The sequence below is a fragment of the Aquirufa antheringensis genome, assembly GCF_004307425.1.
GTDB classification, from domain to species: Bacteria; Bacteroidota; Bacteroidia; order Cytophagales; family Spirosomataceae; genus Aquirufa; species Aquirufa antheringensis.
On the sequence record NZ_SEWZ01000004.1, the window covers coordinates 333,861 to 353,812 of the forward strand.

Here is a 19,952-nt window from a genome sequence, read left to right on the forward strand (position 1 = left end):
TTTATTACCTATAAATTCAAGCTTATTCAGCTACCGCGTCTTTATCAAGAAGCGCGCTATCATCCACTTTGACCTTATCTTTAATCTTCGCTTCTAGCTCTTCCATTAGTTCTGGATTGTCCTTAATCAAGTCTTTTACTGCATCACGACCTTGACCTAAACGATTTCCATTATAAGAGAACCAAGAACCCGATTTATCGATGACATTTAAATCCACCCCTAAATCAAGTATTTCTCCCGCTTTCGAAATACCTTCGCCATACATAATATCGAACTCAACTACTTTAAACGGAGGTGCTAATTTGTTCTTCACCACTTTCACACGAGTTCTATTTCCGGTGATCGAATCTGCGCTTTCTTTAATTTGACCTGCACGACGAATATCTAAACGTACTGAAGCATAGAATTTCAAGGCATTTCCACCCGTAGTCGTTTCTGGAGAACCAAACATGACCCCAATCTTATCACGTAACTGATTAATGAAAACACAGCAACAGCCCGTCTTATTAATCGTACCGGTTAATTTACGTAAGGCTTGAGACATCAAACGAGCCTGTAAACCCATTTTAGAATCCCCCATCTCCCCTTCGATTTCTGCTTTAGGTACTAAAGCCGCCACAGAGTCAATCACGATGATATCAATAGCACCAGAAGAAATTAAATGTTCTGCAATTTCTAAAGCCTGCTCTCCATTGTCTGGCTGAGAGATAAGCAAATTTTCACAATCAATACCTAATTTCTCTGCATAAGAACGATCAAAAGCATGCTCTGCATCTACGAAAGCGGCTAAACCACCTGCTTTCTGAGCTTCAGCAATCATATGAAGCGTCAAGGTTGTTTTACCAGAAGATTCAGGACCATAAATCTCTACTACACGTCCTCTAGGTACACCGCCAATGCCTAAGGCTAAGTCTAATCCTAAGGAGCCTGTTGAAATAACAGGAACATCCATCACTTTACTATCTGATAAGCGCATAACGGTACCTTTACCGTATGCTTTATCTAATTTCTCTAACGTAGTTTGTAAAGCTTTTAACTTTTCAGCCGCTAGGCCTTGCGCATCACTAGCTTGTTTCGCCATTTTCGTTTTTTATCTAAAATTTATAAGGCAAACGACTATATTTGTTTTATCGTTTGACCTATACAAAAATAGAAAATTGCCTCTAATTTTTTATACAAACAATTGATAATAAATTGTGCTTTGGCATGAAAAATCAGACTCTTGTTATTTTTCTATTCTTATGTACTTTCTGGAGCCTTTCCGCTCAAGAAAATAAGGCATTGATCGCAGGAGAAAATCTACAATACCGCATTCATCTAGGGTTCATTAATGCCGCTGAAGCAACGATTAAAAGTAGCCCTGAAATAAGTACAATTGGGCATCAAACGGTTCGAAAAGTAGAAATTGAAGGCAAAACAACGGGGGTACTTGAATTATTTAGTCCTTTGCGCGATTATTGGTCAGCTCAACTAGACACCGAGAGTCTATTTCCCCTAAAGACTGAAATGCGTAAACGAGAAGGAAGATACCGAAAGCAAGAAACCGTCCTATATCAAATGGACAAAGGTTTTGCTAAAATCACCTCTCCACAAAATAAACCGGTGACCAGTACGATATCCGGACCTAAAGATCTATTAGACCTTATTTCGGCTTATTATTTCTTACGAAGTAAACCCGTGTCTGACAAAAAACCAGGTTCTAGATGGTCAGCACAGGTATTAGTGGACAGTAAAATCTATGAATTAGTTTTAGTGGTAAGAGCTAAAGAGACCATTGAGACGGAATCAGGAAAGAGAGCTAGCATCAAAACGAATATCTTATTACCTAAAAACAACCTTTTCAAGGAGGAAGATGCTATTCGACTTTGGATTAGTGATGACGCATATCAAGTACCTTTAAAAGTACAGGTAAATTTAAAAATTGGATTTTTAACCATCGACTTAATCGATTACACCATTCTAGGAAAGAAAATCTATTTCCCTAAAGCCTCTTTGTAGGCGGCTAATACTCTGGCTCTTGCCAATTCGTGATTAACAATAGGCGCCGGATAGCTCAACTCTTGCAATTCAGGTACCCATTTTTTAATGTAGGCCAAAGATTGATCGAATTTCTGTGTCTGTAAGGTAGGATTGAAAACGCGAAAATAAGGTGCGGCATCACAACCGGAACCTGAGGCCCATTGCCACCCCCCATTATTGGCCGCAAAATCGAAGTCTAACAACTTCTCTGCAAAGTAAGCCTCGCCCCAACGCCAATCAATCAACAAGTGCTTCACTAAAAAGCTAGCTACAATCATTCTCACTCGATTATGCATAAAACCGGTAGCATTCAATTCACGCATCCCAGCGTCTACAATTGGATAACCCGTTTTCCCTTCACACCAAGCTTTAAACTCCTCCTCGTTATTGCGCCAATTCATGCGATTATATTCCTTACGAAACGAATGTTTTTCTGAAATATGAGGAAAATGGTGTAGAATGTTAAAGTAAAAATCACGCCAAATCAATTCATTTAACCACACTTCTGACTTCCCTATCGCTTGACGAACTAAAGAACGAATCGAAAGTGTTCCAAAACGCAGATGCACCGAGAGTCTAGATGTACCTGGTTTGGCAGGAAAATCACGGTCCTGAGCATAGGCTCTAATCAACTCATCCGCCACACTAGCCTGAGGGAAAAGTAGACCGGAAGACTGAAAACCAATGTCAGCTAAAGAAGGTAGAGTAAACGTATCGCTGACATAATTTGTACTTTCCGAGGAAGGAAAGTTAGGCAGTGAAGTCTCAGCTAATAAAGCTTTCCATTTACGCGAATAAGGCGTAAAAACAGTGTAGGGAGTACCCGCACCTGATAAAACTTCATCCTTCTCAAATACAACTTGATCTTTGAACGACCGAAACTCTATGCCTTTTTCCTGGGCTAGTTCACTAATTGACACATCCCGATCAAGGCCATAGCGTTCATAATCATGGTTTGTGTAAATACGAACAATATCCCACTTAGTCATCAAATCTTTAAAAATAGCCAGAGGATTACCGTGTTTCACACAAAGATGACCACCTATAGCTTCATTCAATAGGGTGATCGCTTGGTGAATAAACTCCACTCGCCCATCCTTTTTAGAGGGAAGACGATCCAAGATGTTCGTATCAAAAATAAAGAGAGGAAGTACCGGTTCTGAAGTAGACAAGGCTTGGAATAATCCATGATTGTCCTCTATTCTTAAATCGCGTCTAAACCAAAATATGGAAACTTTTTTCATCCTCTATGTATCTTAAAGGGCTAAACTACGCAGATTCTAGATTGTTTCAAAAATTTACCTTGACAAGCCCCCCTTCAATATGGTATATTTGTAGATTATAAAAATTCAAACCCGCTGAGAATGAAATTATCTGAATTCAGATTTGATTTACCCCAAAACTTAATAGCCCTTAACCCTACCGAAAATCGCGAAGATGCGCGCATGATGGTGGTTAATCGCAAGAATAAGACGATTGAACATAAGAAATTCACGGATATCATTGACTATTTTGGCGAAGGTGATGTCTTAGTCACGAATAATACAAAAGTTTTCCCTGCTCGTTTATACGGTAACAAGGAGAAAACAGGAGCTCAAATCGAGGTCTTTTTATTAAGAGAATTAAACAGAGAACACCGTCTTTGGGACGTGTTAGTAGATCCAGCACGTAAAATTCGTGTCGGAAATAAATTGTATTTCGGTGATTCTGACCTAGTGGCTGAGGTTATTGATAATACAACTTCTCGTGGACGTACGATTCGTTTCTTATATGATGGTGATCACGATGCGTTAATGCAAGCGATCCACGAATTAGGTGAGACTCCACTTCCAGATGAAATTCGTTTCAAAAGAGCCGCGACAGAGGATGATCGCGATCGTTTTCAAACCATTTATGCCGAGCACGTAGGTGCAGTGGCAGCTCCTACCGCAGGTTTACACTTTTCCAAGATTGTGATGAAGCGTATGGAATTAAATGGTGCTCAGTTCACTCCTATTACTTTGCACGTAGGATTAGGTACTTTCCGTCAAGTGGATGTAGAGGATTTGACCAAACACAAAACGGATTCAGAACACTTTATGATCGACGATTCGACTTGCAAATTTGTAAATGAAGCAATCGACAATAAAAAACAAGTATTAGCGGTAGGAACAACGGTAATGAAGGCATTAGAGTCTTCTGTTTCGGCGAGTGGCCATTTAAAGCCTATCAATAGCTGGACAGATAAATTCATCTTCCCTCCCTACGAATTCAAAATCCCAACTGCCCTATTAACTAATTTCCACTTACCGGAATCCATCTTATTAATGATGGCTTCGGCCTTTGGTGGACATGAATTAATCACAGAAGCTTACAAGCAAGCCATCAAAGAGAAATACCGTTTCTTCTCGTATGGTGACGTCATGTTAATCATCTAATTGAATTAATCGGGTTTGCTTTGAAAAAATATGCCATAATTGTCGCAGGGGGTTCCGGTCAGCGTATGCAAAGCGCGGTCCCTAAACAATTTTTGCTTTTGCAAGGCAAACCCGTTTTATATCATACCCTTGCGGCTTTTTACAAGGCCGATGCTTCTACAGAAATAATTCTGGTATTACCAGTTGATCAGTTTACTTATTGGGAAACGCTAATAGCTGAATTACCTTCTATTCCACATCGTTTAGTCGCTGGTGGTAATTCCCGCTTCCAAAGTAGCCAACAGGCGATTCAGACCTTATCAGAGGACGGAATGGTGGCCATTCACGATGGAGTGAGACCCTTAATTGATCCTGAGTTAATTCAGGCAAGTTTTCAAATGGCAGCAGAAAAAGGAAATGCTGTGTTAGCCGTGGCTTCGAAAGATTCTGTTCGGTCCTATTCCGATGAAAAAGGATGTTTCGAACACTTGAATCGCGAATCAATTCGTTTAATTCAGACACCCCAAATCTTCTCCGTCAAAGACCTCAAAGAGGCCTTTAAACAAGATTACTCAGCAGATTTCACGGATGATGCACGTGTAGTAGAAGCTTTAGGAATACCCATTAACCTAGTAGAAGGATCTTATAAAAATATCAAAATCACCACGCCGGAGGATTTGGTCATAGCGGAGGTCTTACTGAAATAATTTATGAAAAACGCTTGGAATTGGATTGGTAAAAGCATCCTACACTATAAATTTCCCTTATTAGGATTCATCTTGCTACTAACCATTGGGTTAGGATTTAAGGCAAGTCAAATTCAACTTAGCTACGAATTAGCGAAAATCCTTCCTGCTTCAGATGAGCGTTTTCAACTCTACGAAGGTTTTAAAAAGAAATACGGTGAGGATGGTGCGGTGATGGTCATTGCCGTCGAAAATCCTTCCATTTTTAGCCCCGCAGAATTTCAGGCTTGGCGAGATTTAAGTAATGCGGTCAAAAAGCAAGCGGGTATTAAGAATGTACTTTCCCTAGCGACTTTACCTGAATTATACATTGACTCAGTAGAGAAGAAATTCAAAACGCGCCCCTTGTTAGATAGTACTTTGGTGCTTAATGAAAGCAATTTAGCAGCCTTTAAATCCAAATTAGACCAATTACCTATCTACAAAAACTTCCTTTACACAGAAGATTTGAAGACGCATTTATTGTTGATCACTCTAGACCAAAAGGTCATCAATGACAAAGGACGTATTGTATTAGTTAAAAATATAAAAGCATTAGGGGAACAATACCAAGCGAAAATGAAGCATTCGGTGCATATGACAGGTATGCCATTCATACGCACCGAATATACGTCGCAGGTAACAAAGGAATTAAGCCTGTTCTTGGGTTTAGCTATCTTGGTGACTTCATTAATCTTATTGTTCTTCTTCCGCTCATTCCAAGTGGTTTTCTTTGCGAATATCGTGGTCCTTGTGGGCATTGTGGCTTCTTTAGCCACCATTGTCTTCTTCGGATTTAAGATCACCCTATTATCTGGTTTAATTCCTCCACTTATTGTGGTAATCGGAATTCCGAATGTGATTTTCCTATTGAATAAGTACCACGAGACCTATTTATCAGGTAAAAGCAAGGAAGAATCCTTAATCGAAAGTGCGTCGAAAGTAGGAAGAACGTTGTTCTTAGCTAATTTGACCACATCTATCGGATTTGGGGTTTTTGCCTTTACGGGTTCCGCTTTGTTAGTCGAGTTTGGGATTGTGGCCGCGTTAAATGTGATGATCACTTTCTTTGTTTCGCTAGTATTGATTCCTATTTTCTTTAGTTTTTTAGCTCCTCCAAAGCAGAAAGATTTAGCGCATTTTGAGTCAGTGAGAGTGAATAAATTCTTGAATCGAGTGGATGTTTGGGTACTTCATCATCGCCAATTCATCTATGGCTTCATTTCGATTATATTGATTATTTCTTTCTATGGTTTAAGCAAGATTCAAGCCGTGGGTTACATCGTGGATGATTTGCCTCGAGATAATGCCATCTATACCGATCTAAAGTTTGTAGAAGATCGCTTTAAGGGCGTGATGCCATTTGAGGTGAATATCGATGCGTTTGAAAAAGGGAGAGCATTGACGCCGGAACTTTTGGCCAAAATCAAACGAACCGAAAAATTGCTAGCAAAGTACCCCGAGTTCACGCAGGGTCTTTCTATTTTAACCGCTACGAAATACCTTTACCAAGTATATCGAGGCGGCGATCCGAAATACTTTACCTTACCGGGAATCGATGAATTAGCGAAGCTAAAGGACTTTCAATCGAGCCTAGATGGTAAAAACAACAACCTTTTTGCCGGGTTCATTGATAAAGACAAACGCTTCACACGTATTAGTTTTCAAATGCAGGATGCTGGAACGGTTCGAACGCAGCAATTATTTGATGAAATTCAACCTAAAATCGACAGTATCTTTAGAACGGATATCGAAACAGGCGAACTACTACCTGCAGGGGATAAACGGGGTTATCAAGCAAATGTGACAGGTAATTCGGTCATCTATGCGTTCCAAACAGCGTACCTGCAAGTGAACCTAATCGAAAGTACGATTACAGCGATCATTTTGATTTGTATCTTGATGGCACTCTTGTTCCGCTCTTGGAAAATGGTGTTAATCTCTACGCTACCTAGTTTAATTCCACTGATTATTACGGCCGGTCTGATGGGGTATTTTGGCATTGCCTTAAAGCCTAGCACCATATTAATCTTCTCTATTGCCTTCGGAATATCGAGTGATGGCACGATTTATTTCTTAACGCGCTACAAAGAAGAATGGGCTAAAAACAATCAAAATGTACAAAAAGCAGTACAAACCACCATCCTAAAAACCGGGGTTTCGATGTTTTATACGGCGATGATTTTATTCTTTGGCTTCTTCATTTTTACTGCCTCTACCTTTAAAGGGACACAAGCCTTGGGGATTTTAGTTTCGGTAACGCTTCTGATGGCGATGATTTGCAACTTGATTCTATTGCCAGCCTTCCTGTTAGGTCTGAATAAGAAAGAAATAGCCACCATTTTAGAAGAAGACCTGTAAATGGTAGCCGCAAAACCGTCTTTATATACCTTACCGTTTTTTTTGCTTTGCCTGAGTAACTTTTTGTTTTCAGCTAGCTTTTCGATGATTATTCCAGAATTACCCGATTATTTAGCGAGTTTAGGAGGCAAAGAGTATATTGGTTATACCATCGCATTATTCACACTCGCAGCGGGTTTTTCGCGTCCCTTCTCTGGAAAATTAACGGATCACATTGGCCGCATTCCCATCATGGCCTTCGGATCTCTCGTTTGCTTTATTTGTGGAGGACTTTATCCAATGCTTCATACGGTTCAGGGCTTTTTATTTCTACGCTTCATTCATGGAATGTCTACAGGGACGAAACCTACGGCCACAGCCGCCTACGTGGCAGATGTTATTCCTGAGGATCGAAGAGGAGAAGCACAAGGCAGTCTCGGTATCTTCACCGCTACAGGCATGTCTATTGGACCGGCGATAGGCAGTTTTTTAGCTGCTCATTACGGTTTGGACCAAATGTTTTACATCTCCTCTATTTTCGCTTTAGCTTCTATCGTTATTTTAAGTCGAATGAAGGAGACTCTGCCTAAAGCGATGAAATCACGTTTTAGCTTTTCTCTTTTCCGCATTGGCTGGAAAGACGTTTTTGAACCCAAAGTAGTTCCCGTTTTTTGGGTTATGTTATTCGTTTCGTTTTCAGCGGGTGCTATGATTACCTTAATCCCGGACACCTCCAAGCTAGTGGGCTGGACAAATAAGGGCTTGTATTTTACCATTTACACGATTTCCTCGATTCTCATTCGCTTCTTTTTTTCCAAAGCTTCTGATCAGTACGGACGTATTCCCGTGTTGATTTTTGGCTGCTTCATGTTGAGCCTTTCGATGTGTTTACTCGTATTTTCAGCTAATTCCTACTTATTAATAGTCTCAGCCATCATCTATGGAATGGCTTGGGGAGTTAACACTCCTACGTTAGCTGCTTGGACCAATGACCTAGGCGATAAAAACCACATGGGACGTGCCATGGCAACTATGTACATCGCATTAGAGGCAGGAATAGGCATAGGTGCCTATGTTTCAGGTGAAATTTACCAAGGGGTAGCGAGCCAAATTCCCATACCTTTTTTACTTGCCGCTTTATTATCTTTACTGGCGTTTATCTTATTGTGGACTAAAAAACGAAATTGGACGTATGGGATTTAGCGAATACCTAACTCAAAAAAATATCTGCTCCAGCACTTTTTTAGCGGCAGAGCCAGTGCTTTTTTCTAGCTGGTCTACGGCCTTCGCGTTACTGCATCCTGCTAGCTTCACCGAACAAAACAAGTTCATTATCAATAAAATCCGAAGAAAATATCCTGTAAAAAAGGAGTAATATTGAACGTTCGCCGTCTTTATAATAGTAAATAACCGGAAAAACATGGTACTTTTTAAATAATTGATTCAGTCAATTAATTGAAATGTCCTAATTCCGGAAATTTGTAAAAATTAATAACAAGGACGATGCCCGAAAACAATTTACAAAGTCTCTTCCCCTCCGCGGAAGAAATCCCTGCAGCATACGATTTAACACAACCCATTGAACAAAAAGAGTATTTAGTCAATGGAGAAATGCGGCAATGGAAAGGCAAAACGCAAGACGTTTGGTCACCCATCTACGTTAAAACAGACAAAGGTTTTGAGCAAAAACGAATCGGCTCCTATCCTATCACGGATGCAGCAGATGCGATGGAAGTGTTGTACGCTGGCGTAAAAGCTTATTCCAATGGACGTGGCGAATGGCCATCCATGACAGTAGCGCAACGCATCGAATGTGTGGAGAAGTTCACTCAGAAGATGATTCAAAAGCGCGACGAGGTCGTTAAATTATTAATGTGGGAAATCGGTAAATCACTAGGTGACTCTCAAAAAGAATTTGACCGTACCGTTCAATATATTTACGATACCATCGGGGCATTGAAAGATATCGATCGTACTTCATCTACTTTCTTAATAGAAGAAGGTATTATCGGTCAAGTAAGACGTTCACCATTAGGCGTGGTACTTTGTATGGGACCATTTAACTATCCGTTGAATGAAACCTTTACAACGCTTATCCCAGCTTTGATCATGGGAAATATCGTCTTATTCAAACCACCGAAACACGGTACTTTATTACACTACCCTTTATTAGAGGCGTTCAAAGATTCTTTCCCTGCAGGCGTGATTAACACGTTATACGGACGTGGGAATTCGATCATTCCTCAATTAATGGAATCAGGCAAAATCGATGTATTAACTTTAATTGGTTCATCAAAAGTAGCGGATAAATTAAAGAAAATGCACCCGAAAGTAAACCGTTTACGTGCCATTTTAGGCTTAGATGCTAAGAATGCAGCTATCGTAACGGAAAGTGCTGACTTAGATTCGGCTATTAATGAGTGCCTTTTAGGATCTCTTTCTTTCAACGGACAACGTTGTACGGCGGTAAAAATTATCTTCGTACACAAATCACTTGCGGATAAATTCAACGAGGGCTTAGCAAAGAAAATTGAAACGCTTAAATTAGGCATGATGTGGGAACCAGGCGTTCAAATTACCCCACTTCCTGAACCGAACAAGCCAGCTTATTTAACTGAATTGATTGAAGATGCGAAGCTACACGGTGCTAAAGTATTGAACGAACATGGAGGAGAGAACTTCAAATCCATCTTCTTCCCTGCGTTGTTGTATCCAGTAAACAGTAAGATGAAGGTTTGGCATGAAGAGCAATTTGGACCAGTGGTACCCGTAGTTCCATTCGAAAGCTTAGATGAGCCAATCGATTATATCCATGAGTCGTCTCACGGACAGCAAGTGGCGATTTTCGGGACAGACGTCAACCAAATTTCGGAATTAATCGATGCGACAGTGAACCAAGTTTCACGTGTGAACATTAACGCTCAATGTCAACGCGGACCAGACTCCTTCCCTTTCACAGGCCGTAAGGATTCTGCAGAAGGTACATTGTCGGTAACAGCTGCCTTGCGTTCATTCTCCATTCGTACAGTTGTCGCTACTAAAGCAACTCAATCGAACAAAGATATCGTGAATGCGATTGTAGAGAACCAACAATCGAACTTCTTATCGACTAGATTTATTTTGTGATAAAATCAGTTTTATAAAAAAAGGCCAGCGCTTTCGTGCTGGCCTTTTTTATTATTTAAGTGCGGCTCTTTGAGCTTTCACCGTGGGATCGGTGATGAACTCATCGTAGGTCATTAATTTATCTAAATGACCTTTCGAGCCGATTTCTATCACGCGATTCGCCACCGTATCAGTCAATTGATGATCATGGCAAGTAAACAACATCGTTCCAGGGAATTCAATCATACCATTATTCAATGCGGTAATGGATTCTAAGTCCAAGTGATTCGTAGGCTCATCAAATAAAAGCACGTTCGCACCTGATAACATCATACGGGAGAACATACAACGTTGTTTTTCCCCTCCTGAGATGACGGTACATTTTTTCAATGCCTCATCTCCTGAGAATAACATACGACCTAAGAAACCACGAATGAAACTTTCGTCTTTCTCTACGGAATATTGACGTAACCAATCGACTAGATTCATGGAATCATCTTGGAAATATTTCGCATTATCATTCGGTAAATAAGTCTGGGTAGTAGTGACGCCCCATTTGTACTCACCCGTAAATTTCGTGTTTTCACCTGCCAGAATATCTAACAAGGCTGTAATCGCTAAAGAATCTTTCGCTAACAAGGCCACTTTATCTCCTTTATTGATCGTAAAAGATAAATTCGTGAATAAAGGAGTTCCATCTTCTGTCGTAGCCGACAAATTCTCAACGCTTAACAACTGATCTCCCGCCTCTCTTTCAGGTTTAAAATTAATGAAAGGGTATTTACGAGACGAAGGCTTGATGTCTTCCACTTGTAATTTATCTAACATTTTTTGACGAGAAGTCGCTTGTTTTGATTTCGCTACGTTAGCAGAGAAACGACGAATAAACTCTTCTAATTCCTTCCGTTTTTCGTCGGTCTTTTTATTCTGATCCGTACGTTGACGAGCCGCTAATTGAGAGGACTCGTACCAGAAGGTATAGGTACCACCATATAGTTGAATTTTGCCAAAATCTAAGTCAGCAATGTGCGTACACACATTATCTAAGAAATGACGATCGTGAGAAACCACAATCACCGTGTTTTTAAAGTTCATCAAATAACCTTCTAACCATAAGATGGAGTCGATGTCCAAGTTATTCGTAGGTTCATCTAAAAGAAGAATATCAGGATTTCCAAATAAGGCTTGAGCCAAAAGGACTTTCACTTTATCTGATCCATTCAAGTCCTTCAATAAAGTGTAATGCAAATCTGCTGCGATCCCTAAACCACTCAGTAAAGAACCCGCTTCTGATTCTGCTTCCCACCCGTTTAATTCCGCAAATTCTGCTTCTAAATCCGCTGCTTTATTGCCATCTGCCTCTGTAAAGTCTTCTTTTAAGTAAATGGCATCCTTCTCTAACATGATGTCATACAGGCGTTTATTACCCATAATCACCGTTTGCAATACCTCTACCTCCTCGTATTCGAAGTGATTTTGCTTCAAAATCGACATACGTTCACCAGGATTCATCGAAATGGAACCGGTTTGCGATTCAATTTCGCCTGATAAAATTTTCAAAAAGGTGGACTTTCCTGCGCCATTAGCACCGATTAATCCGTAACAGTTACCTTCGGTAAATTTGATATTAACTTCTTCAAAAAGGACTCTTTTCCCAAAACGAAGGGACACATTAGATACTTGCAACATAGGAGCTGGATTAAATAGGGTGCAAAATTACTAATTTTGGCACCGATTATCATATTTTTTTTGCAATTTCGAAACGAATTAGAGACTATGGAACCCACAAATTTGGCAGAAACCCTACATCTCCGACTAAACGCGGAGAATTTCCGGGAGCAATTACTCGCTCACCCGAAAAAGGATAGCCGCATCACATCGGTCCATATTGAAATCGCGAATGAATATTTCCTGTTAATTCCGAATACATTTGACTCCCCCACTTTTCGGTTAGGATTCTTAGAAAAGGCCTTGGGAGAAAATGCGTTAGTAGGCAAAGAGATACAGCAACAAGCTATTGCTTCGGAAGACGCTACATTAATTTTCCTTGTTCCTAGTGATTGGAAAGACCATATATCTGCTCATTTTGCCTATGCAAAAATAAGCTATACTCATAGTTTAGCATCATGTTTGCTAAACAACGATCAGCAGTTAAACCTATTGATTCAGGGCAAATTAGCTTTCGCCAGTTTATACCAAGGAAACAAATTGCAATTAGCGAATGTATTCCGCTTTGAATCGGCCATCGAATTAGCCTTTTATTTGCAATCCATTAGGGACGCATTTTCCTTAAATTGGACCTTATATCCTCCTCTATTAGTCGCAGAATCAGAAGAAATTGCAGACGCATCACTTTATCAAATACCTTATGTCCAATCCTAAAAAAGCATTTTTCCCTGGTTCATTTGATCCTTTTACGAAAGGACACGAGGATATTGTGTTAAGAGCATTGGCTTTATTTGACGAAGTAATTATAGGTATAGGCCAAAACTCTTCCAAAACGCGCTATTTTCCGCTAGAGAAAATGGAAGATTACATTCGCAAGACCTTTGAAGGAAAACCTGTTTCAGTTGTTACGTATCAAAACTTGACTGCGAATGTAGCACACGAATATGGCGCCAAGTTTATCATCAGAGGATTGCGCAATACGACAGATTTCGAATACGAAAACTCCATTTCTCAGGTGAATAGACATATTCACAATGAATTAGAGACTGTTTTCCTTATTACATCCCCTCATTTAGCACCGATTAGTTCCACTATCATCCGCGATTTACATCGCTATGGCAGTCCAGTAGACCAATACTTGCCATATACCTTAGATTAATTTCTTGAATTTCTCGATGACGTGCCGAATGGATGAATACGTATTCGTCAAGGCTTGAATTTGTTTCTTTTCATTCAACCACTCTACTTTTTCAATTCCTTCCTCTGTTTGCGGGATGAGTATACCTGTAAAGTTTGTTTTCATCGCATACCAGCGTGTTTTTTTCAACACTAGCTTATTCTTGTGCGTGTAGGTATGGTAGGTCGTACAAATTTTAAGGCCTAATGCTGCCTTCACATTACATTCTTCTTCTACTTCACGAACGGCGGCCGTTTCGAATTTCTCGTTCTTTTCTAATTTACCTTTTGGCAAATCCCATTTACCCAAACGATACATCCATAAAACATCTTGATTTTGATTAATAACCACTCCTCCAGCGGCTTCTACCAGCTGATACATTTTGACAATCTTCTGCTTAAACAGCTTTCGGTCATCCACAATCAGGTATAGAGCATGAAAATGGATACCCGACTTAGCATGCAAATTCAGTAGAATTTTCTCCACTTGATCTGCACTTGCATTGATTATACACGTATGGCCGCTGAAATTCTCCACTTTCAAAGGGGATAATCTGGCGTCAAGGACTAAATCAAAATCCTCTTTAGATGGCATTTCTCCCAACTCCTTCTTCTTCACAATTCTGATCGGTCGATCATCAATAAAAATTACCATCTTTTCAATTTTGTGTGGCAAAAATAGAATTAAATAGTGAAAGATAAACTGAATAAATTATTTTTGTAAATATAAATTCAGAAACGACCCTTATGCAAAATTTGACAATTCCTCAAGAAGTTGCCCAACACCTATTAAAGATCCAAGCTATTCAATTACGTCCGGATCAACCTTTTACTTGGGCTTCTGGCTGGAATTCTCCTATTTATTGTGATAACCGCGTTTCTTTATCTTTTCCAGAGGTTCGTACCTATATCAAAAATTGCTTATCTGCTGCCGTAAAAGCCTATTTCCCGGAAGCAACTATTATCGCTGGTGTAGCAACAGCCGGTATTGCACAAGGAGCTTTAGTAGCCGATTATTTAGATTTACCCTTCTGTTATGTGCGTCCTGAACCTAAGAAACATGGAATGGGAAATCAAATCGAGGGAAAAATCGAAAAAGGTCAAAAAGTTGTTCTCATCGAAGACCTCATTTCCACAGGTGGAAGTTCTCTTAAAGCGGCAGATGCCTTGAAAGAGGCGGGTGTAGAAGTGTTAGGCATGGTAGCTATCTTCACCTATGGTTTCGAAATAGCGGCCGATAATTTCAAAAACCACCAAATTCCATTGTATACCCTAAGCGATTACAATGCCTTAATTGAGGAGGCTGTCAAATTAAATTATGTGACTGAGACCCAATTAATGACTTTGCAAGACTGGAGAGTCTCTCCTAGCACTTGGAAGAAATAATCAGGTCAGCATAAAGGCGTCCCCATCAGTCGACCGCAACATCCCTTTTAACTCTAGATTTAATAGAATAAGAGAAAGATCGTCTTGGCTAATTTCTGAACGATACAAAAGCTCATTAAAGGATAACTGGCCTTCTCTATGCAACAGGGAAATGACTGTGGTTTCATGTAAGGTGAAAAGTTTTTGATGAAGATCAGGGTGCAGAACTAATCGATCTTTTGCTTGCTCCCAATTCAATTCCATCATAAAGTCATCCCAAGAAGTATAAATCGTTGCTTTATTATTTCTGATCAATAAATTACAGCCTTTTGAGAAAGGTCTATTTAAGCTACCAGGAACCGCAAAAACAGTCCGATCGTAATTAAGTGCATAATCGGCGGTAATTAAGGCACCTCCTTTTTCTGCTGCTTCTACAATCACGGTAGCATCAGCAAGTCCAGCAATTATGCGATTTCGAACAGGAAAATAAAAGGCAGCAGGCGGTACATGAGGAGCATATTCAGACAGCAAAGCACCGGTAGCTAAAATCTGCTCCACATACACCGCATTCTCCTGTGGATAGAGATGACGAAATCCGCCAGCAAGAACAGCAATGGTAGGAACATTATATTTAAGACAGGCTTTGTGCAAGGCTATATCAATTCCTCTTGCAAAACCACTGACTAAAATAACTTCATCTTTGATGGCAGATTGAACTAGTTCTTCTGTCACCTTCTTCCCCACGTCACTCGCATGTCGTGTACCCACTACAGCTACAATTCGATGGGCATTCAAGTCAGCCTTCCCTTTTTTAAACAGTATTAAAGGGGCATCGTAAAGATCTTTAATCCGTTGGGGATATTCTAGATCTTGGAAATACAGAATTTGAATTTGATCTTCTGCGCAAATTTGGACCGTCTTTTCCGCTTCACGTAAAGCATCAGCAGCAAAAGGTAGATACGTTGCTAATCGAAAAATATCAGCTAATTGAGGATAGAGAGAAACGAGTTCTTTTCCTTTAACAGGACCCACTTTAGGCAAATAGGTTAAGGCAATTTGATAGACGGCTAGCGAATAAGTGGTTTTCATCGGAGTAATTTTCCGAAACCTACGCTTATTCCATGTCTAAATCAGCCTTCATCCCTTGTAAAAAATCACGAATATCAGTTAGTTGATTAATGATGTTTTGATTCGGATTTTTTTCTTTGCCTTTGAAATTCAAAGCTTGCTTGGCTCCTTCAATAGTCAAGCCTCTTTCATCGATTAAACTAACCAAAACCTTGATTTTTTCAATATCTGCAGGGGTATATTTACGGATACCAGAACCTGCACGCTTGGGAGATAAATGAGGAAATTGAGTCTCCCAATAGCGAATCTTAGAGGTGTTCACCTTAAAAATGGCCGCTACCTCCGAAATTGAATAATATTGCTTGCTTAATTCCATCAATAATTTTAAACCCAAAATGGGCTTCTTCAAAAAATAGACTTAATTTTGTGATTCCATTTATCAGGACTCCTTTAGTAAAAATACAAAGGTTCCCTTCATTTTACAATAAAACGCATGACCTCTTCTCAGATACGTCAACAATTTTTGGATTTCTTTCAATCTAAAGGCCATTTAATTGTTCCTTCTGCTCCTTTAGTGGCAAAAAATGACCCTACCCTTTTGTTCAACAACTCGGGTATGGCGCAATTCAAAGATTTCTTTTTAGGCAACGGAACTCCGCCCTCAAAAAGAATCGCGGATACACAAAAATGCCTTCGTGTGTCAGGGAAGCACAATGACTTAGAGGATGTGGGTTTTGATACCTACCACCACACGATGTTTGAGATGTTAGGTAATTGGTCTTTTGGCGATTACTTTAAACAAGAGGCACTTACCTGGTCATGGGAATTATTAACAGAGGTATTTAAATTACCGAAAGACCGCATCTATGTATCGGTTTTCGAAGGAGATAAAAAAGATGGTGTTCCGTTTGATCAAGAGGCATTCGATATTTGGAAGGCCATTGTGGGCGAGGATCGCATTATTTATGGTAATAAAAAAGATAATTTCTGGGAAATGGGTGAAACAGGACCTTGCGGACCTTGTTCAGAAATCCACATTGACCTTAGAAATCAAGACGAAGTAGATACGATTCCGGGCAAAAGCCTAGTGAATGCAGATCACCCGCAAGTAGTTGAGATTTGGAATAACGTATTTATGCAGTTTGAACGTATGGCAGATGGGTCTTTAGTACCGCTTCCGAACAAACACGTAGATACAGGAATGGGCTTTGAGCGTCTTTGTATGGCGATTCAAGGAAAGCAATCGAATTACGATACGGATGTTTTTCAAGGCACAATTCAATATATCGCTGCGAAAAGTGGCAAGAAATACGGAGACGAAAAATGGGCTGACATCGCGATGCGCGTTATTGCTGACCATATTCGTGCCATCGCCTTTACGATTGCTGATGGACAATTGCCTTCTAACAATAAAGCAGGCTATGTCATCCGTCGTATTTTACGTCGTGCGGTGCGTTATGGCTATACCTATTTGGACTTCAAAGAGCCTTTCTTGCACTTATTAATCCCTGGATTAGCTCAACAATTCAAAGGCGTATTTGATGAATTAATCTCACAAGAAGCTTTCGTAGCTAAAGTGATATACGAAGAGGAAGTATCCTTTCTACGTACTTTGTCTTCCGGATTAGTTCGTTTAGATAAATTAATGGAAGATTGCTCAGGTAAAATCTTATCCGGAGATGAGGTGTTTGAATTAAATGACACCTACGGTTTCCCGGTCGACTTAACGGCTTTAATTGCTCGCGAGAAAGGTTTGGATATCGATGAACCTGGATTTAACGCTGCATTAAAAGCTCAAAAAGAGCGTTCACGCAAAGATGCAGGCGCTAGTGCAGAGGATTGGGTCATCGTAAACGAGGGTGATGAAGTTAGCTTCATCGGATACGATTCAAACGAGACGGATACCCAAGTTTTAAAATACCAAAAGATTCAAAATAAGGCGGGTGTTCAATACAAAGTGGTTTTAGAAACGACGCCTTTTTATGCTGAATCGGGTGGACAAGTGGGCGATACCGGAGTTTTAGTTTTCGTTACATCAGGTGTTTCTCTTCCTGTCATCGACACGAAAAAAGAGAACGATTTAATCGTTCATATCCTATCTGATGTGCGTATTGAGACAGTAGCGGGGGAGCCAGTGAAGGCGAGCATTTCGACCTTGCGTCGTCGTGCGATTACGCATCACCACAGTTCTACACACTTGATGCAAGCGGCTTTACAAGAAGTATTAGGTAAGCACGTGGCACAAAAAGGTAGCTTAGTAAACGAGGATTTATTACGATTTGACTTCTCTCACTTCCAAAAAGTAACGGATGAAGAGATTAAGCAAATCGAGCGGATTGTGAATACCAAAATCGCAGAGAACATTCCTTTGTTAGAAGAACGAAACGTTCCAATTGCAGAAGCGAAAGACAAAGGGGCTATGGCCTTATTTGGCGAGAAATATGGTGATTTTGTGCGTGTGATTACTTTTGACAAGAACTTCTCGGTTGAGCTTTGTGGAGGAACACACGTTCCGTCTACAAGTGAAATCGGCTTATTTAAAATTACTTCTGAGAGTTCTGTTGCTACAGGTGTACGCAGAATAGAAGCCATTACTTCTCAAAAGGCCTATGAATTATTAAGCGAACAAGAAGTCGTATTAAGTGAAATCAATGACTTATTGAAAGCGCCGAAAGATTTGGTTAAGGCGGTGGCTACCTTAATTGAGAGCAACTCAGCCCTACAAAAAACGGTTGCAGCCTACCAACAGAAAGAAATCTCTGGATTAAAGAATAGTCTAGTAAAAGAAATCGTGGCTGGACCTGTTAACTCGATTATTAAACAAGTCTCTGCTCCTACGGCAGATGCCTTAAAGAATCTTGCATTCGATTTACAAGAGAATCAAGAGAACTTATTCGTGCTTTTAGCCGCTGAAATAGAAGGGAAAGCTAGTTTAGCCATCTCCATTTCGAAAGGCTTAGTAGATAGCAAAGGATTAGATGCCGGCAAAATCATTCGTGAATTAGCGAAAGAAGTACAAGGCGGTGGAGGTGGACAACCCTTCTTAGCTACGGCAGGTGGTCAAAATCCAGCAGGTATTGCGAAATTATTGAGTTTAGCGCCATCCTATATAGCCTAAATTCTATGAAAATCCCCTTTTTGCCCTTTGCACAGGTAGCCAAACAATTGGACCTTTGGGGTAAAAAGGGGATTCCTTTTGTCTTTTTAGTTGATTATACGCTAGAAAATGCTTGGGCAGGATCTGAAGAAGAGGCGAAAGACTTAGGAATATTATTTGAATTTGATGCCACGGGATTAACATCTGAAACAGTTGCTTTTACTAAAAGTCCACTTTCCTTCGAATCCTATTCGGCCAAATTTAATCAGGTTCAGGCTGGTTTGAAAAGAGGTGATTCGTTTCTCTTGAATTTAACAGCAGAGACACCCATTACCACCTCCTTAAGCCTCTCTGAAATCTTTCAAAGAGCTGAGGCACCCTATAAAATTTTAGTACGAGATCAATTTACCTCCTTTTCACCCGAAACCTTTGTCCGAATTCAGGAGAACACAATCTCCTCATATCCCATGAAAGGAACTTTAGAGGTAACCGAAAATACATCCGCAAGTCAACTCCAGATGGATCCCAAAGAAAAGGCTGAACACGCCACCGTCGTAGATTTAATCCGGAATGACTTAAGTAAAGTGGCTTTTCCTATTCGAGTAGAAAAATACCAATACATTGATCGGGTGAAAACGAATAATGGTGAACTTTGGCAGATGTCATCAAAAATAAGTGGGGAATTAGTACCTGAACTACAAGGCAAATACGGTTCAATTTTGTTAGAATTACTGCCTGCAGGATCGATTACGGGTGCACCCAAAAAGGCTACCATGCACATCATTCAGGAGGCCGAACAGTATGAACGCGGTTTTTATACTGGAATTATGGGTAAATTTGATGGTCAATCGTTCAATTCCGGCGTGATGATTCGATTTATCGAAAATCAATCCGATGGTCTCGTTTTCAAAAGTGGCGGCGGCATCACCGTATTTTCAGATGTCAAAAAAGAGTACGACGAATTAATCCAAAAAGTATATCTCCCCTTCTAAT

General features: G+C 40.1%; 17 protein-coding genes. 11 read left to right on the forward strand and 6 right to left on the reverse strand.

Annotated elements, in window-relative coordinates; all coding sequences use genetic code 11:
- Positions 1-22: 22 nt before the first annotated feature.
- Positions 23-1,081, reverse strand: coding sequence for a recombinase RecA (gene recA, locus EWU21_RS10105; protein WP_130896840.1), 1,059 nt, complete (start codon positions 1,079-1,081; stop codon positions 23-25).
- A gap of 125 nt (positions 1,082-1,206) precedes the next feature.
- Here recA and EWU21_RS10110 point away from each other — a divergent pair, with 125 nt between their 5' ends.
- Entirely contained in the window at positions 1,207-1,998 is a 792-nt protein-coding gene (locus EWU21_RS10110; protein ID WP_130896841.1) for a DUF3108 domain-containing protein, read from the forward strand.
- On the opposite strand, the gene EWU21_RS10115 is transcribed toward EWU21_RS10110, so the two are convergent.
- Positions 1,974-3,263, reverse strand: coding sequence for a cryptochrome/photolyase family protein (locus tag EWU21_RS10115; protein ID WP_130896842.1), 1,290 nt, complete (start codon positions 3,261-3,263; stop codon positions 1,974-1,976). The two genes, EWU21_RS10110 and EWU21_RS10115, sit on opposite strands and share 25 nt — an antisense overlap.
- A 120-nt stretch (positions 3,264-3,383) precedes the next feature.
- Here EWU21_RS10115 and queA point away from each other — a divergent pair, with 120 nt between their 5' ends.
- The 5 genes from queA (at position 3,384) to EWU21_RS10145 (ending at position 10,606) form a co-directional block, all read left to right on the forward strand.
- Entirely contained in the window at positions 3,384-4,436 is a 1,053-nt protein-coding gene (gene queA, locus EWU21_RS10120) for a tRNA preQ1(34) S-adenosylmethionine ribosyltransferase-isomerase QueA (RefSeq protein WP_130896843.1), read from the forward strand.
- A gap of 20 nt (positions 4,437-4,456) precedes the next feature.
- Entirely contained in the window at positions 4,457-5,122 is a 666-nt protein-coding gene (locus EWU21_RS10125) for a 2-C-methyl-D-erythritol 4-phosphate cytidylyltransferase (protein ID WP_130896844.1), read from the forward strand.
- Between the two features lie 3 nt (positions 5,123-5,125).
- Positions 5,126-7,501, forward strand: a complete 2,376-nt coding sequence (locus tag EWU21_RS10130; RefSeq protein ID WP_130896845.1) for an efflux RND transporter permease subunit — start codon at positions 5,126-5,128, stop codon at positions 7,499-7,501.
- Positions 7,502-8,683 carry an MFS transporter gene (locus EWU21_RS10135; RefSeq protein ID WP_130896846.1) on the forward strand — a complete coding sequence of 394 codons (1,182 nt, stop codon included), beginning with the start codon at positions 7,502-7,504 and terminating at the stop codon, positions 8,681-8,683. It abuts the gene before it with no gap.
- A gap of 300 nt (positions 8,684-8,983) precedes the next feature.
- Positions 8,984-10,606, forward strand: a complete 1,623-nt coding sequence (locus EWU21_RS10145) for an NADP-dependent glyceraldehyde-3-phosphate dehydrogenase (RefSeq protein ID WP_130896848.1) — start codon at positions 8,984-8,986, stop codon at positions 10,604-10,606.
- Positions 10,607-10,657: 51 nt separating this feature from the next.
- Here the strand turns inward: EWU21_RS10145 and EWU21_RS10150 are convergent, their stop codons facing one another.
- Positions 10,658-12,274 (reverse strand): ABC-F family ATP-binding cassette domain-containing protein, encoded by a 1,617-nt coding sequence (locus EWU21_RS10150; RefSeq protein WP_130896849.1) that lies wholly within the window; start codon positions 12,272-12,274, stop codon positions 10,658-10,660.
- An 87-nt stretch (positions 12,275-12,361) separates the two neighbouring features.
- Here EWU21_RS10150 and EWU21_RS10155 point away from each other — a divergent pair, with 87 nt between their 5' ends.
- Together EWU21_RS10155 and coaD are read left to right on the forward strand one after the other, a co-directional pair.
- Positions 12,362-12,967 (forward strand): DUF3822 family protein, encoded by a 606-nt coding sequence (locus EWU21_RS10155; protein ID WP_130896850.1) that lies wholly within the window; start codon positions 12,362-12,364, stop codon positions 12,965-12,967.
- Entirely contained in the window at positions 12,954-13,412 is a 459-nt protein-coding gene (gene coaD / locus EWU21_RS10160; RefSeq protein WP_130896851.1) for a pantetheine-phosphate adenylyltransferase, read from the forward strand. Before EWU21_RS10155 ends, coaD begins: the two co-directional genes overlap by 14 nt.
- On the opposite strand, the gene EWU21_RS10165 is transcribed toward coaD, so the two are convergent.
- Positions 13,404-14,084, reverse strand: coding sequence for an NUDIX hydrolase (locus tag EWU21_RS10165; RefSeq protein ID WP_130896852.1), 681 nt, complete (start codon positions 14,082-14,084; stop codon positions 13,404-13,406). The genes coaD and EWU21_RS10165 overlap by 9 nt on opposite strands.
- Positions 14,085-14,176: 92 nt before the next feature.
- Between EWU21_RS10165 and pyrE the strand changes: the two genes are divergently transcribed.
- Positions 14,177-14,815, forward strand: coding sequence for an orotate phosphoribosyltransferase (pyrE, locus tag EWU21_RS10170; RefSeq protein ID WP_317127231.1), 639 nt, complete (start codon positions 14,177-14,179; stop codon positions 14,813-14,815).
- Here pyrE and dprA read toward each other — a convergent pair whose 3' ends face one another.
- Both dprA and EWU21_RS10180 read right to left on the reverse strand, forming a co-directional pair.
- Positions 14,816-15,883 (reverse strand): DNA-processing protein DprA, encoded by a 1,068-nt coding sequence (gene dprA, locus EWU21_RS10175; protein WP_130896853.1) that lies wholly within the window; start codon positions 15,881-15,883, stop codon positions 14,816-14,818.
- Positions 15,884-15,908: 25 nt separating this feature from the next.
- Positions 15,909-16,271, reverse strand: coding sequence for a MerR family transcriptional regulator (locus EWU21_RS10180; RefSeq protein ID WP_130896854.1), 363 nt, complete (start codon positions 16,269-16,271; stop codon positions 15,909-15,911).
- Between the two features lie 84 nt (positions 16,272-16,355).
- Between EWU21_RS10180 and alaS the strand changes: the two genes are divergently transcribed.
- A complete protein-coding gene (alaS, locus tag EWU21_RS10185) occupies positions 16,356-18,980 on the forward strand; it encodes an alanine--tRNA ligase (RefSeq protein WP_130896855.1) in 2,625 nt (874 codons plus the stop codon).
- A 5-nt stretch (positions 18,981-18,985) separates the two neighbouring features.
- Positions 18,986-19,951 carry an aminodeoxychorismate synthase component I gene (locus tag EWU21_RS10190; protein WP_130896856.1) on the forward strand — a complete coding sequence of 322 codons (966 nt, stop codon included), beginning with the start codon at positions 18,986-18,988 and terminating at the stop codon, positions 19,949-19,951.
- Position 19,952 lies beyond the last annotated feature (1 nt).

Bases quoted from the DNA above. Each gene is read 5' to 3' on its own strand.
- recA (WP_130896840.1), bottom strand. From the start codon at position 1,081: ATGGCGAAACAAGCTAGTGATGCGCAAGGCCTAGCGGCTGAAAAGTTA.
- EWU21_RS10110 (WP_130896841.1), top strand. From the start codon at position 1,207: ATGAAAAATCAGACTCTTGTTATTTTTCTATTCTTATGTACTTTCTGG.
- EWU21_RS10115 (WP_130896842.1), bottom strand. From the start codon at position 3,263: ATGAAAAAAGTTTCCATATTTTGGTTTAGACGCGATTTAAGAATAGAG.
- queA (WP_130896843.1), top strand. From the start codon at position 3,384: ATGAAATTATCTGAATTCAGATTTGATTTACCCCAAAACTTAATAGCC.
- EWU21_RS10130 (WP_130896845.1), top strand. From the start codon at position 5,126: ATGAAAAACGCTTGGAATTGGATTGGTAAAAGCATCCTACACTATAAA.
- EWU21_RS10135 (WP_130896846.1), top strand. From the start codon at position 7,502: ATGGTAGCCGCAAAACCGTCTTTATATACCTTACCGTTTTTTTTGCTT.
- EWU21_RS10145 (WP_130896848.1), top strand. From the start codon at position 8,984: ATGCCCGAAAACAATTTACAAAGTCTCTTCCCCTCCGCGGAAGAAATC.
- EWU21_RS10150 (WP_130896849.1), bottom strand. From the start codon at position 12,274: ATGTTGCAAGTATCTAATGTGTCCCTTCGTTTTGGGAAAAGAGTCCTT.
- EWU21_RS10155 (WP_130896850.1), top strand. From the start codon at position 12,362: ATGGAACCCACAAATTTGGCAGAAACCCTACATCTCCGACTAAACGCG.
- coaD (WP_130896851.1), top strand. From the start codon at position 12,954: ATGTCCAATCCTAAAAAAGCATTTTTCCCTGGTTCATTTGATCCTTTT.
- EWU21_RS10165 (WP_130896852.1), bottom strand. From the start codon at position 14,084: ATGGTAATTTTTATTGATGATCGACCGATCAGAATTGTGAAGAAGAAG.
- pyrE (WP_317127231.1), top strand. From the start codon at position 14,177: ATGCAAAATTTGACAATTCCTCAAGAAGTTGCCCAACACCTATTAAAG.
- dprA (WP_130896853.1), bottom strand. From the start codon at position 15,883: ATGAAAACCACTTATTCGCTAGCCGTCTATCAAATTGCCTTAACCTAT.
- alaS (WP_130896855.1), top strand. From the start codon at position 16,356: ATGACCTCTTCTCAGATACGTCAACAATTTTTGGATTTCTTTCAATCT.
- EWU21_RS10190 (WP_130896856.1), top strand. From the start codon at position 18,986: ATGAAAATCCCCTTTTTGCCCTTTGCACAGGTAGCCAAACAATTGGAC.